This window comes from Paracoccus simplex, from assembly GCF_042648325.1.
GTDB classification, from domain to species: Bacteria; Pseudomonadota; Alphaproteobacteria; order Rhodobacterales; family Rhodobacteraceae; genus Paracoccus; species Paracoccus simplex.
Genome location: NZ_JBHRXE010000013.1, coordinates 1 through 13782 on the forward strand (window position 1 = coordinate 1; position 13782 = coordinate 13782).

Annotated in this window: 11 protein-coding genes; 5 read left to right on the forward strand and 6 right to left on the reverse strand. The window is 68.7% G+C overall.

Annotated features, from left to right (window positions below; genetic code table 11):
- Window positions 1-75 precede the first annotated feature (75 nt).
- Together ACFOMP_RS06135 and ACFOMP_RS06140 are read right to left on the reverse strand one after the other, a co-directional pair.
- The gene (locus ACFOMP_RS06135) at window positions 76-1728 is read right to left on the reverse strand and encodes a GMC family oxidoreductase (protein WP_379028584.1); all 1653 of its coding nucleotides are present in this window, start codon (window positions 1726-1728) and stop codon (window positions 76-78) included.
- 73 nt (window positions 1729-1801) lie between these two features.
- Window positions 1802-3109: an MFS transporter gene (locus ACFOMP_RS06140; RefSeq protein WP_289896001.1), complete on the reverse strand. Its 1308-nt coding sequence runs from the start codon at window positions 3107-3109 to the stop codon at window positions 1802-1804.
- 222 nt (window positions 3110-3331) lie between these two features.
- On the opposite strand from ACFOMP_RS06140, the gene ACFOMP_RS06145 reads away from it, so the two are divergent.
- The gene (locus tag ACFOMP_RS06145) at window positions 3332-4096 is read left to right on the forward strand and encodes an IclR family transcriptional regulator (RefSeq protein ID WP_379028586.1); all 765 of its coding nucleotides are present in this window, start codon (window positions 3332-3334) and stop codon (window positions 4094-4096) included.
- A 21-nt stretch (window positions 4097-4117) separates the two neighbouring features.
- On the opposite strand, the gene ACFOMP_RS06150 is transcribed toward ACFOMP_RS06145, so the two are convergent.
- Complete coding sequence (locus tag ACFOMP_RS06150; RefSeq protein WP_379028588.1) at window positions 4118-5146, reverse strand: LacI family DNA-binding transcriptional regulator; 1029 nt, start codon at window positions 5144-5146, stop codon at window positions 4118-4120.
- Window positions 5147-5350: 204 nt separating this feature from the next.
- Here ACFOMP_RS06150 and sauS point away from each other — a divergent pair, with 204 nt between their 5' ends.
- From sauS to chrA, 4 genes are all read left to right on the forward strand, one after another.
- Window positions 5351-6760, forward strand: coding sequence for an acylating sulfoacetaldehyde dehydrogenase (sauS, locus tag ACFOMP_RS06155; protein WP_379028590.1), 1410 nt, complete (start codon window positions 5351-5353; stop codon window positions 6758-6760).
- Window positions 6757-8283 carry an AMP-binding protein gene (locus tag ACFOMP_RS06160; RefSeq protein WP_379028592.1) on the forward strand — a complete coding sequence of 509 codons (1527 nt, stop codon included), beginning with the start codon at window positions 6757-6759 and terminating at the stop codon, window positions 8281-8283. Before sauS ends, ACFOMP_RS06160 begins: the two co-directional genes overlap by 4 nt.
- A gap of 157 nt (window positions 8284-8440) precedes the next feature.
- Complete coding sequence (locus tag ACFOMP_RS06165) at window positions 8441-9754, forward strand: MFS transporter (protein WP_379028593.1); 1314 nt, start codon at window positions 8441-8443, stop codon at window positions 9752-9754.
- 142 nt (window positions 9755-9896) lie between these two features.
- Window positions 9897-11090: a chromate efflux transporter gene (chrA, locus tag ACFOMP_RS06170; protein ID WP_379028595.1), complete on the forward strand. Its 1194-nt coding sequence runs from the start codon at window positions 9897-9899 to the stop codon at window positions 11088-11090.
- A gap of 226 nt (window positions 11091-11316) precedes the next feature.
- Here the strand turns inward: chrA and ACFOMP_RS06175 are convergent, their stop codons facing one another.
- The 3 genes from ACFOMP_RS06175 to ACFOMP_RS06185 all read right to left on the reverse strand — a co-directional run bounded on the left by ACFOMP_RS06175 (window position 11317) and on the right by ACFOMP_RS06185 (window position 13734).
- Complete coding sequence (locus ACFOMP_RS06175; RefSeq protein ID WP_289896007.1) at window positions 11317-11790, reverse strand: nucleoside deaminase; 474 nt, start codon at window positions 11788-11790, stop codon at window positions 11317-11319.
- 14 nt (window positions 11791-11804) lie between these two features.
- Window positions 11805-12485 carry an ankyrin repeat domain-containing protein gene (locus ACFOMP_RS06180; RefSeq protein WP_379028597.1) on the reverse strand — a complete coding sequence of 227 codons (681 nt, stop codon included), beginning with the start codon at window positions 12483-12485 and terminating at the stop codon, window positions 11805-11807.
- Window positions 12486-12591: 106 nt separating this feature from the next.
- Complete coding sequence (locus ACFOMP_RS06185) at window positions 12592-13734, reverse strand: alpha-D-ribose 1-methylphosphonate 5-triphosphate diphosphatase (RefSeq protein WP_379028599.1); 1143 nt, start codon at window positions 13732-13734, stop codon at window positions 12592-12594.
- Window positions 13735-13782: the final 48 nt, after the last annotated feature.

Sequence of the window (13782 nt, forward strand, 5' to 3'; positions counted from 1 at the left end):
GCTCGATACCGTGCAGTTGCAAAACCTTAACAAAGGCTTCCTCGGTGGTCATTCTCATGGCTGTTTCCTCGTCCTTCAGGCAGCTTTGTCGATACCGGCGCGGGGTCCCGGGCCGGCTTCGGCGCGACGGTCCTCAAGGACCATGCGCGCCAGCTTGGCGCCGATCATCATCGCGGGCGCATTGGTGTTGCCCGAGACGATCTCGGGCATGATCGAGCAATCGGCCACTCGCAGGCCGCGGATGCCGCGCACCCGCAGCCGCGGGTCCACCACGGCGCGCTCGTCCGCGCCCATGCGGCAGGTGCCGGTCGGGTGGTAGATCGTGGTCGAGTTCATCCGCGCCCAGGCCAGCACCTCGTCATGGCCCTGCACATCGGCGGTCGGGCGGAACTCCTCGGAGATGGCGGATTTTAGCGGTTCGGTGCGCGCCAGCCGGCGGGCGATCTCGACGCCGGCGACCAGCGTGTCGCGGTCGGTCTGGGTGGCAAGGTAGTTCGGCTCGATCAGCGGCGCGACCCGCGGATCGGCCGAGCGCAGCGTGATGGTGCCGCGGCTTTCCGGCCGCAACTGGCAGACCGATTGCGTGAAGGCCGAGAAGGGATGCACCCCCTCGCCGGGGCTGTCGGCGGACCAGGGCTGGATGTGGAACTGGATGTCGGGCGTCGCCAGCCCCGGCCGGCTGCGCAGGAAGCCGAAGACCAGGCTGGCCGCCATGGTCATCGGCCCGGTGCGGAACAGCGCGTATTCCAACCCGATCCGCGCCTTGTTCATCAGGCTGCGCACCTCGTCGTTCAGCGTCGCCTCGCGGCATTTGAACACCAGCCGGGCCTGCAGATGGTCTTGCAGGTTGCGGCCGACCTCGGGCGCGTCATGGGCGACCGCGATGCCGTGGCCACGCAGGTGCCCGGCGTCGCCCACGCCCGAAAGCATCAGGATCTGCGGCGAGCCGATGGCGCCGGCGCAAAGGATCACCTCGCGCGCGGCGCGGATCACCTGCCGGCTGCCGTCGGGGCGCCGGATCTCGACCCCGGTGGCGCGGCCGTCCTCGATCACCACGCGGTGCACCTGGGCGTTGGTGACCACCTGCAGGTTCTGCCGGTGGCGGATCGGCTTCAGGAAGGCCACCGCCGCGGAACAGCGCCGGCCCTTGTTCACCGTCAGCTGGAAATGGCCGACGCCGTCCTGCACCGGGCCGTTGTAATCGGGATTGTAGGGGATGCCGTTGGCCTTGGCGGCCTCGATCCACAATTCGCAGATCCGGCGGCGCAGGCGCGGGTCCGAGACCTGCAGGGGGCCATGCGTGCCGCGCCCCTCGCCCTCGCCGCGCTGGAAGGTCTCGAGTTCCTCGAAGATCGGCCCGACCTCGCGCCAGGACCAGCCCTCGTTGCCCATCTGTGTCCAGCGGTCGTAATCCTCGCGCTGGCCGCGCACGTAGAGCAGTCCGTTCAGCGACGAGGAACCGCCCAGCACCTTGCCGCGCGGCCAGTGCAGCGCGCGGCCGTTCAGGCCGGGATCAGGCTCGGTCTCGTAGCACCAGTCGAAGTCCGGATTGTGCATGGTGCGGAAATAACCGACCGGGATATGGATCCAGGGGCTCGAGTCGCGGTTGCCGGCTTCCAGCAGGGTGACGCGGATCGCGGGATCGGCGGAAAGCCGGTTCGCGACCACGCAGCCGGCCGATCCGGCGCCGACGATGACGTAATCCGCCAGGTCTGATGCTTGGCTCATGTTGGCATCCTTTGCGGGCTTGTGCCCATGGTTCGGAAAGGGTGGGCCGGGCGGGGCTGCCGCCCGGCAAGGCTCAGCGACGCTCGCGGCGGCCGATCAGCACGGCGCAGACGAACGAGATCAGCGCGGCGAAGACCACATAGGCGCAAAGCCAGAACGGGTCGTTGTCGTTCGCGGCCATCAGCGCCGTCGCGATCATCGGCGTGATCCCCGAGGCGAAGATGCCCGAGAACTGATAGACGAAGGACACGCCGGTATAGCGCACGCTGGGGTCGAAAAGGTCGGCGAACAGCGCCGCCTCGGGGCCGTAGCACATCGGGTAGACGATGCCGAAAGGCAGCGCGATGCCCAGGATCACCAGCAGCGGATCGCCGGTGGACATCAGCGCGAAGGCAGGGAACACGCTCAGCGCCAGCAGCAGCGAGCCGATGGCATAGGTGCGCGGCCGCCCCACCCGGTCCGACAGCCGGCCGAAGAACGGGATGCAGACCACCATGACGACGGCCGCGCCGCAGACCGTCCACAGCGCGAAGGTCCGCTCCAGCCCGACGTATTTCGTCAGGTAGAGGATCGAGAACACCGCGAAGACGTTGAAGAACACGCCGTCGATATAGCGCGCGCCCATGCCCAGCATGACATTGCCCGGATAGCGCTTGAGCATGTCGACGAAGGGCAGGCCCTGGTCGCGGGCCCGCGATTCCTCTTTGGCCTTCTTGAACTCCGGGCTTTCGCCGATGTTGCTGCGGATCCAGGTGCCCAGCACGACCAGGATGATCGAGGCGACGAAGGCCGCGCGCCAGCCCCAGGCCATGAACGCCTCGTCCGGCATCATGGTCAGCAGCGCCATTACGCCCGAGGCCATGAACAGCCCCAGCGACAGGCCGATCTGCGGGATCGAGGCGTAGAAGCCGCGCTTGTTCTCGGGCGCGAATTCATAGGCCATCAGCACGGCCCCGCCCCATTCGCCGCCGATGCCGATGCCCTGCGCCACCCGCAGCACCAAAAGCAGGATCGGCGCCAGGATGCCGATCTGGTCATAGGTCGGCAAAAGGCCGATCAGCACGGTTGCGCCGCCCATCAGCAGCAGGGTGATGACCAGCATGGTCTTGCGGCCGATGCGGTCGCCGAAATGGCCGAAGATCAGACCGCCGAGCGGCCGGGCGACGAAACCGACGGCGAAGGTCGCATAGGCGAGCAGCACCGAGATCGTCGGGTCGTCCGCCGGAAAATACAGCTTGTTGAAGACGATACCGGCGACGACGCCGTAAAGAAAGAAATCGTACCATTCGATGGTCGATCCCACGAGGCTTGCGAAGACGACCTTTTTGACATCGTGCTCCCGGTCGCCAAATGCGTTGGCGCCAGCGGTTATGACCGCCATGACATCCTCCCTGATGCTGCGACGTTGTTCGATTGTTCAGCTGTTCCCCGGCAAATCCTCCTTTTGCCGGCGAGCCGACGTTGCCTCAGGCGGCCGAGTCATGTCAAAGCATTTTTGGTAGTTGCACTCTCATTTTTATAAAAGCATGTTTTGCTCCTGGTGGTTGGAGCGGCACCGGCAACCATGTAGAGTTGGGCCGAGAAACGACGGAAACAGCCGATCATGACGAGTATTCAGGACAAGTCTTCCTTGCCGCCGAGCTTTCGGAATCTGCAGATTCTCGAGGTTCTTGCCAGCGAGGGCCGGCCCCTGACCGCGACCGAGATCAACGCCTCGCTGAACCTGCCGGTGCCGACCATCCACCGGCTGGTCGGCAATCTCGAGGCCGAGGGCTTCCTGACCCGCGACATCGACGGGCGCAGCTATCAGCCGGGACCGAAGCTGCGGCAGATGATGCAGGGCATCGTCCGTTTCTGGCACCAGAACCTGCCGCAGCGCGACGTGTTGATTCGGCTGAACCAGCACCTGGGCGAGACCTGCAACCTGTCGATCCCCGACGGCGATGCGATGCTCTACATCGACCGGGTCGAGACGCATTGGCCGCTGCGCATCCAGCTTCACGTCGGCTCGCGCGTGCCGCTGCACGCCACGGCGGCGGGCAAGCTGTGCCTGTCGCAGATCAACGACGGCAAGCTGGAACGCTATCTGAAACGCGCCGAGCTGCGGGCCTATACGGCGCAGACGCTCACCGATCCCGAACGGTTGCGCGAGGCGCTGCGCCAGATCCGCGAGCAGGGCTATTCCTCCGATTCCGAGGAATTCGTGCCCGGCATGATCGCCCTGGCCGTGCCGGTCCTGGATCGTTCGGGGCAACTGGTCGCCACGGTGTCCTTCCACGCCCCGGTGCAGCGGCTGACCCTGGCCGAGGGGTTGAAGCACCTGCCCGACCTGCGCGCGGCGGCCGAGGAGCTGACAGAGCTGATGTGACCCGGCCCCGCCTCTGGCGCGTCAGCGCCGGATCATTTCGGCGGCGATGCCGGTGCTGGTGCGCATGATCAGTTCCAGTTCGACGCGGCTGCGGATCATGAAATCGGCATCCGGCTGCCCGATCGCCGCAACGATGGCCTGCCCGGCCGAGATGCCGATCTGCCGGGCCGGGATCCGCACCGTGGTCAGCGCCGGCTCCATCTGCGCCGAGCCGGCGAAATCGCCGATGCCGATCACCGACAGGCTGGCGGGAATCGCGATCCCCAGCCGCGCCGCGGCATAGATCGCCCCCTGCGCGATCACGTCATTGGCGCAAAGCAGGGCGCTCGGCCGGTCCTCGCCGGCCAGCAGCTCCAGGCAGGCGGCCTTGGCCTGGGCGATGCTGTAGGGCACCTCGACCTGCCAGCGGTCCTGCAAGGCGATCCCGGCGGCGCGGAACACCGCCGTCGCCGCCGCCTTGCGGTCCCGCGCCCGGTCATTGTCGAAGGTGGCGGGAAAGACCATGCCGATGCGGCGATGCCCCAGGGCCACCAGATGCTCGGCTGCCAGCCGCCCCGCCTCGCGGTTGTCGACGCCGATGCAGGGCAGTGTCGAATCCGCCAGGTAGTTCCACAGCGCCAGCAGCGGCACGCGCTGTTCCGCGATCAGCCGGAAGGTGCCGGCGCTGTGGTCCAGCCCGACCACCGCCAGCGCATCGACGCGATGCTCCAAGAGCTTGCGGACCAGCCGGTATTCGCCGTCCAGGTCGTAGCCATGCGAGGCCAGCAGCAGGGTGAAGCCCTGCGCGCTGACCGTGTCGTTGAAGGCCTGCACCACCTCGGCGAAGATGGTGTTGGCGACGGTCGGCACTACCAGCCCGATGGTGGCGCTGCGCTTGCCGTGCATGGCCTGCGCGGCGCGGTTGCGGATATAGCCGGATTTCTCGACCGCCAGTTCGACCTTCTTGCGGGTCGCCGGATGCACCAGGTCGGGGTGATTCATCACCCGCGACACCGTGGCCGGTGAAACGCCTGCAAGCTTGGCAACGAAAACAATATCGGGCTTAATCATCGGACTTTCCAGATATAATCTGATCAATCATGAGAGTTCATGAAAACATTTGCAAGACTGTTTTCATCGCCTAAGGTCGAAGATCACGGCAAGAGGAGGCCGTGCCAGACCAACATTGCAGACATGGTGAGACCCGGCTTCCCGGGCCGCTGATCCATTCACCTTCCCGGCGGCAGCCTGCCGGGAACCGGAGCAAGTACAGGTATGAACATCTCGAATGACATTCTCTCGGTCGACGCGGCGATGGCGCGGGCGCGCGGCGCGCAGGCCGGATACGAGGCGGGGGGCAGCCAGCGCCGCTATGACCGCGCAGCCCTGGCCACCGGCTGGGCCATCATGCAGCCCGAGCGCAACCGGCAACTGGCCGAGCTGGCGGTCCGCAGCACCGGGCTTGGCAATGTCGCCGACAAGATCGTCAAGAACCACCGCAAGACCCTGGGCCTTTTGCGCGACATCCGCGGTGTGGCCACCCATGGCATCCTGTCCGACGACCCCGAGACCGGCATCACCGAGATCGCCCGGCCCATCGGCGTGATCGGCGCGGTGGTGCCCTCGACCAACCCGGCGGCGACGCCGGCGAACAACATCATCAACGCGCTGAAATGCGGCAATGCCATCCTGCTGTCGCCCTCGCCCAAGGGCGTGGCCTGTTGCGAGATGCTGCTGGGCTTCATCCACGCCGAATTCGACCGCATCGGCGAGGATCGCGACCTGGTGCAGATGCTGCCCGGTCAGGGCAGCAAGGCCAAGACCCAGCGCCTGTTGGAGACCGCCGACCTGGTGGTGGTGACCGGCAGCCAGGACAATGTGCGCCGCGCCTATGAAAGCGGCACCCCCGCCATCGGCGTCGGCGCCGGCAATGTCGCGGTGATCGTGGACGAGACCGCCGACCTGGCGGCGGCGGCCGGCAAGATCGCCGCCTCGAAGACCTTCGACAACGCCACCTCATGCTCGTCGGAAAACGCGCTGATCGTGGTCGATGCGGTCTACGACGCCTTCCTGGCCGCGCTGGCGGCCGAGGGCGGCGTGGTGCTGCCGCCGTCCGAGGCGCCGGGGATCGTCGCCCGGCTCTGGCAGGACGGGCACATGAACCGAGAGATCATCGCCCAGGATGCCGAGGTGATGATCGACAAGCTGGGGCTGGCCGACAAGGTGCCGCCCGGCACCCGGCTGATCGCGGTCGAGACCGAGGGCATCGGCCCCGACCATCCGCTGTCGGGCGAAAAGCTCAGCCGCATCGCCGCGCTCTACCGCGCCCGCGATTTCGGCCATGCGGCGGAACTGGCGCGGCGCATCCTGCTGCATCAGGGCGCGGGCCATTCGGTCGGGCTGCATTCGCGGGACGCGGATCGCCCGCTGACGCTGGGTCGCGCATTGCCGGTCTGCCGGGTCATCGTCAACCAGGCGCATTGCTTCGCCACCGGCGGCGCCTTCGACAACGGGCTGCCCTTCTCGCTGTCGATGGGCTGCGGCAGCTGGGGCGGCAATTCCATCGACGCCAACCTGAACTGGCGGCATTTCACGCAGCGCACCCGCGTCGTGCGCCCGATCCCGCCGCGCGAGCCGGCGCTGGACGCGGTCTTCGGCGACTACTGGCAGGAGGTCGGGCAATGAGGCTGGACCCGCACCACCCGCCGCAAGGCACCGTCCGCGACTGGCTCGACATCCGCGCCGCCGAGCGGGGCGACGCCACCAGCCACATCTTCCCCGCCGACGGCGGGCGGCTTACCTGGCGCGAGCTGCGCGACGAGGCCGCCCGCATCGCCGGGCACCTGGCCGGGCTGGGCCTGTCGCGCGGCGACAGCGTGGCGCTGATGATGCCCAACGGCCGCAATGCGGTGCTGGGCCTGTTCGGCACGCTTTACGGCGGCTTTCGCGCCACGATGATCAACCTGGTCGCCGGGGCCGAGGCCGTCGGCTATGCGCTGTCGCATTCCGGCGCCCGGGCGCTGCTGCTGGATCCCGGCCAGCGCGGTCTGCTCGACAGCGCGCTGGCCGCCCATCCCGCCGAACCCATGGTCATCGAAGCCGGGGACGGCTTTGGCTGGCCCGCCGGCTGCGAACCGGCGGTGCCGCATCCGCATGGCGCCGGGCACGACGCGCTGCTGATGTATACCTCGGGCACCACCGGCCGGCCCAAGGGCGTGCTGCACAGCCATGCCAGCCTGCTGGCCGGCGGCTGGACCACCGCGCTGGCGCATGAGCTCTGCCCCGAGGACCGGGCGATCTGCGTGCTGCCGATCTATCACATCAACGGGCTTTGCGTGACCATCCTGGCGCCGCTGCTGTCGGGCGGCTCGGTGGTGGTTTGCGAGCGCTTCTCGGCCAGCCAGTTCTGGAGCAGTTGCGAGCGGCACGGGGCAAGCTGGTTCTCGGTCGTGCCGACGATCATCTCGCATTTGCTGCATGGCGAGGGCGAGCCGTCGCCCGAGGCCCGGGCGCGGCTGCGCTTTGGCCGCTCGGCCTCGGCGGCGCTGGCGCCCGAGGTGCAGACGGGCTTCGAGCGCCGCTTCGGCATTCCCATCGTCGAGACCATGGGCCTGACCGAGACGGCGGCGCAGATCCTGTCGAACCCGCTGCCGCCGGGTCCGCGCAAGATCGGCTCGCCCGGCCGGGCGGTGGGCAACCAGGTGGCGATCCTGTCGCCCGAGCTGCGCCCGCTGCCGCCCGGAGCCGAGGGCGAGATCGCCGTGTACGGCGCCAATGTCATGCGCGGCTATCTGGGCGACCCGGCCGCGACTGCCGCGGCGCTGACCGCGGACGGCTGGCTGCGCACCGGCGACCTGGGCCGCATGGACGACGAGGGTTATGTCTTCGTCACCGGCCGCCTGAAGGAGCTGATCATCAAGGGCGGCGAGAACATCGCCCCGCGCGAGATCGACGAGGCGCTTTACACCCATCCCGACGTGATCGAGGCCGCGGCCTTCGCCCGCAAATGCGCCCGCTACGGCGAGCGGGTCGAGGCGGCCGTCACCCTGCGCCCCGGCTCGGCGCTGCAGCCGCCCGAGCTGATCTCGATCTGCGAGGAGCGGCTGGGGAAGTTCAAGTCGCCCGAAGTGATTCACCTGATGGCCGAGCTGCCCAAGGGCCCCTCGGGCAAGATCCAGCGCCTGAAGCTGGCGCAACTGACGCAATAGCGCCCAAGCGGCAGGAAGGAGGCCCCATTTCCCAAGAACCCGGCCCGGCGTCAAAAGCCCGAAGACCCGTCGGAGGAGGGCGGGGCTTCAACAGGGGACCGCGCCACGGGCCGCAAACGGACGTGCCAACACATCCAGCATAATCCAGGGAGGAGACATGCTAAGGCTTACCCGATTCAGGACGACGGACCGCGTTCTGTTCGTCATCTGCCTGATGTATCTGGTCACCTATATCGACCGGGTGAACATCAGCACCGCCGCCCCCGCCATGCAGGCCGAACTGGGCCTGACGAATTTCGAGCTGGGGCTGGCGTTTTCCGCTTTCGCCTATCCCTATGCGCTGTTCCAGATCCTCGGCGGCCGCCTGGGCGACCGGCTGGGGCCGCACAAGACGCTGATCATCTGCGGCACCGTCTGGTCGGCCGCGACGGTGATGATCGGCTTCGTCGAGGGCGCGGTCTCGCTCATCATCGCGCGCGTGCTTCTGGGCATGGGCGAGGGCTCGGCCTTTCCGACCGCCACCCGGGCGCTGTCGAACTGGATGCCGGCCGAGAAGCGCGGCTTCGCGCAGGGCATCACCCATGCCTTCGCCCGTTTCGGCAATGCGCTGACCCCGCCGCTGATCGCCTTCCTGGTCATCGCGCTGTCCTGGCGGCATGCCTTCATCATCGTCGGCGTGATCAGCTTCCTGTGGGTGGCGCTGTGGTGGTGGTATTTCCGCGACGATCCCCGCAATCATAAGGGCATCACCCCCGAGGAACTGGAGGCCCTGCCCGACCAGCGGATCGTGGGCGAGCGCAAGACCCTGCCCTGGGGCCGGCTTCTGCGGCGCATGCTGCCGGTGACGATCACCGATTTCTGCTATGGCTGGACGCTGTGGCTGTTCCTGAACTGGATCCCGTCCTATTTCCTGCACCAGCACGAGCTGGACCTGAAGAAATCCGCCATCTTCGCGGCCGGCGTCTTCCTGGCCGGGGTGGTGGGCGACCTGGCGGGCGGCTGGCTCAGCGACGGCATCCTGCGCCGCACCGGCAATGTGGCGCTGGCTCGGATCAGCGTCATCATCCTGGGCTTCCTGGGCGCCTTCGCCTGCATGCTGCCGGTGATGTTCTCGACCGACCTGGTGACGGTGGCGATCAGCCTCAGCGCGGCCTTCTTCTTTGCCGAGCTGATCGTGGCGCCGATCTGGGCCACGCCGATGGACATCGCGCCGCAATATTCCGGCACCGCCAGCGGCTTCATGAACTTCGGCTTCGGGCTGGCCGGGATGATCTCGCCCATCGTCTTCGGGCTGATCATCGACCTGACCGGGCGCTGGGATCTGCCCTTCGCGGCCTCGTTGGTCCTGCTGCTGGTGGGCGCGGCCTGCGCGCTGCTGATCCGCCCAGACCGCCCGTTCCGCGACGATCCCGCCGATGACGACGAGGATCTGGACTGCGACCCGCAATTGGCCGGAGCGGTGTCGAAATGACGACGGCGCCCGCCCATCCGGGCGGGCGCCTCCTCGCCTCGCCGCCTCGCCGCCTGCGCTCTGGAGCCCGCGCGCGGTTCGCGTATGCTGGCCGCCAAGAACGGGACGGTGCGATGCGGGGGCAGGACGAATGGAGAGAGCCATGGCGAGGCAGGGGCAGGGCACCCCCGGCGAGGTCTTCGCCGCCTTTCTGAAACTGGGCCTGACCTCGTTCGGCGGGCCCATCGCGCATCTGGGGTTCTTCCGCGACGAGCTGGTGATCCGGCGGAAATGGCTGTCCGATCCCGCCTATGCCGATCTGGTGGCGCTGTGCCAGTTCCTGCCCGGCCCGGCCTCCAGCCAGGCGGGCTTCGCGCTGGGGCTGATGCGGGCCGGCTGGCTTGGGGCGCTGGCCGCCTTTGCCGGCTTCACGCTGCCCTCTGCCCTGATCATGGTGGTTTTCGCCATGACCGCCGCCTCGCTCTCGGGTCCGGTGGCCGAGGGGGCGCTGCACGGGCTGAAGCTCGTCGCGGTCGCCATCGTGGCGCAGGCGGTCTGGGGCATGGCCCGGACGCTCTGCCCGGACCCGGCCCGGGCCGGTATCGCGGTAGGCGCCGTCGCTGTGCTGGCCTTTCTTCCCGGCAGTTTCGGCATGGTCGGCGCCATCGCGCTTGGCGCCCTGGCCGGGCTGGCGCTGCGCCGCGGCGCGGCGCCGCCGGCGGGCGGGCATGTGCCGATGCCGGTCGGCTATGGCGCGGCCGCGGCCGGGCTGGGCGCCTTCGCGGCGCTGCTGCTTCTGCTGCCGCTGGTCGCCGGCGCTTCCGGCATCTTGGCGGTGTTCGACGGCTTCTATCGCGCCGGGGCGCTGGTCTTCGGCGGCGGCCATGTCGTTCTGCCGCTGCTGCAGGCCGAGGTGGCCGCCGCCGGACGGGTTTCGGCGGATGCCTTTCTGGCCGGCTATGGCGCGGCGCAGGCGGTGCCGGGGCCGCTTTTCACCTTCGCCGCCTATCTGGGCGCGGTGCCCGAGACCGGTCCGAACGGCCTTGCCGGGGGCGCCATCGCCCTGGTCGCGGTGTTCCTGCCCGGTTTCCTGATCCTGATCGCGGTCCTGCCCTTCTGGGACCGCTTCCGGACGATGGCCGCGGTGCAATCGCTGATGCGCGGCGCCAATGCGGCGGTGGTCGGCATCCTGGGCGCCGCGCTCTATTCGCCGGTCTTCACCAGCGCGGTGGGCGACATGCGGGACTTCTGCCTGGCGCTGCTGTGTTTCGTGGCGCTGGTCGCATGGAAGGCGCCGCCCTGGCTGGCGGTGCTGCTGGCGGCGGCGGGCGGGATCGGGCTTGGCCTTGCCGGCTGAACCGGCGGCTGAACCGGCGGCGGAGCGGGGCGGCAGGCTGGGCCGCCCCTACCCCCACCACAGGAGATGGCGCACCATGTCCGACAACCGCAGAGAGAATCAACCCGTGCGATCCTGTTCGTCCGCCAGGTTGCGGGATTTCGCCGACCCGTCCAGAAAGTGCAGAAGAATCCAGCGCTTGGCCGTGGACAAGCCGCAACCGGCACCCGGATCAGGCGGTCTTTGATCAGGTCCGGGCGTCGCGTGCCTGGGCCCATTCCTCGTATAGGCTGCGGCCCGAGTCCGGCTTGACCGGCACATGGCTGATCGTCATCGACTGCTCGGCGAAGGGCCGGCGCAGATCGGCATAGATCTCGGCCGTGGACAGGGTGAAGGGGGCGCCATCCTCGTTGGAATAGGCATAGGCCACCGTCGCGACCCCGGCCAGCCGCATGGCCGCCAGGCACATCGGGCAGGGATGGCCGCTGGCATAGACCGCGCTGCCCTGCAGCGCCTCGGGCCCCGCGGCGCGGGCGGCGGCGCGCAGGGCCAGCAGCTCGGCATGGTCGGTCGCGTCATGGCTCAGATGCATCTCGTTCACGGCGGTGGCGATCACCGCGCCGCCGCTGACCACCACCGCGCCGAAAGGCCGGCCGCCTTCGGCGATATTGGCTTTTGCCAACGCGATCGCCTGGCGCAGGTAATGTGTTGCATCATGCATCGAAGTCTCCTTCTTCATCGGGCGCCGGCGGCGGTGAGGATGCGCTGGATGTCGCGATAGCCGGCCCGGCGCGCATGGTGAAGGGGCGTCACGCCCTCGCCATCGGCCAGATTGACATTCGCCCCGGCCCGGATCAGCAGTTCGACGATCTGCCGGTGCCGGAAACCACCGTCGCCCAGAATGATTGCCTCCAGAAGTGCCGTCCAGCCCAGGTCGTTGATGTGATCGACGGCGACGCCGGCCTCGATCAGCGTCCGCACCGACTCGACATGGCCGCGCTCCGCCGCCGGGATCAGGGCGGTGCCGCCGAAACGGTTGAGACTGCGCAGGTCGGCGCCATGCTGCAGCGTCAGCTTCAGGATCTCCAGATGCCCGCGCGCCCCGGCATAGAGATAGGGGCTGTCGGCGATCCGGTCCCGGGCATTCACGTCCGCGCCCGCCGCGATCAGCGCGCGGGCCGCATCGACGGCATTGGCATGGGTCGCAGAGAGCAGCGGCGTCGCGCCGCTGGCGTCGCGCGCCTCGATCGGCGCACCTGCCGCCAGCAGCCGGGCGATCCCGGCGGCATCGTTGCGGCCGGCCGCCCGGTGCAAGGCCGTCCCGCCCGTGACCTCGGCCTTCGCAGGCCGGGGCAGGTTCGTCAGCAGCAGCAGCGCGGCGGCGCCTGCCAGGATCGGACGTCGAGCGATGCGCACCTTTTCCATCATCCTTTCGAGATAAGGCCGCAAGGCAGCGTTTGAAAATCAAATATGCGCGGGCCGCCTTCCGCCGCGGTGGCGGCGCGGCGGACGGCCGCCGCGCTCAGGCGATGCGGTTGCCCTGCACCCAGACGCCGCGCACCGCGCTGGCATTGCCCAGCCGCGCCACCCGGATCACGTCGGCCCGGGCGCCGGGCCGCAGCGCGCCGCGGTCGGTCAGCCCCGGCGCCGTCGCCGGGGCCGAGGTGACGGGCGCCCCGGCGCGCGGCATGTCGTCCCACAGGTCGCCCAGCATCAGCGCCGCCGTCAGCAGCGACGAGGGCACGTAATCCGAGGACAGGATGTCCAGCAACCCGGCCTCGGCCAGGACATGCGCGGCGACATTGCCGGAATGCGAGCCGCCGCGGATCAGGTTCGGCGCGCCCATCATCACGGCAATGCCCTGGTCGCGGCAGGCCTGGGCGGCTTCGGAGGTGGTCGGGAACTCGGCCAGACGGGCACCGTGCCGGGCCGAGACCGCCACCTGCCCGGCGGTGGTATCGTCATGGCTGGCCAGCACTGCGCCATAGCGGCGCGCCTCGGCCACGGCGGTCGCCTCGTGCAGGGCGCCCAGCCGGTCGCGCAGCGCCTGCTGGCTTTCGACATGGGCGTCGAATTCCGCATCCGACAGGCCGCGCTTGCCCATCACGTAGTCGCGCAGCTTGCCGATGTCGCGGAACTGGCGCTGGCCCGGCGTGTGATCCATCAGGCTGACGATGCCGACGCGATCCTCGGGGCCGAATTTCGCCATCTCCTCGACCAGGGTTTCCGAGCAGATCTCGGCCCGCAGGTGCAGGAAATGGCTGATGCGCAGCGCGCCCTGCGCCCGCAACTGCAAGACCTCGGTCGCCAGCGCCCGGGCATATTCGCCATAGCCGACGTTCGGGCTGGTGAAGACCGAACCCACGCGCAGCGCGTCAAACACCGTGGTGATCCCGGTCGAGGCCAGTTCGGCATCATGGGCGACGATGGCGGCCTGATGCGGCCATTCGACCTTGGGGCGCGGCTGCAGGTGCCGCTCCAGATTGTCGGTATGCAGCTCGACCAGACCCGGCAGGACCAGATCGCCCCCGCAGTCGATGGCCCCGGCGGGAAGCGAGGCGTCCTCGGCGATCTCGGCGATGCGGCCGTCCGCCAGATGGATCCGGCCGCGGACGACCTGGTCGGGCAGGATCAGCGTGGCGTTGGCGAGTATGGTCTGGGTCATCGGTCGATCCTGTCTTTCTGTCCGGTCCGTGGGCGGGCTGATTGCCAC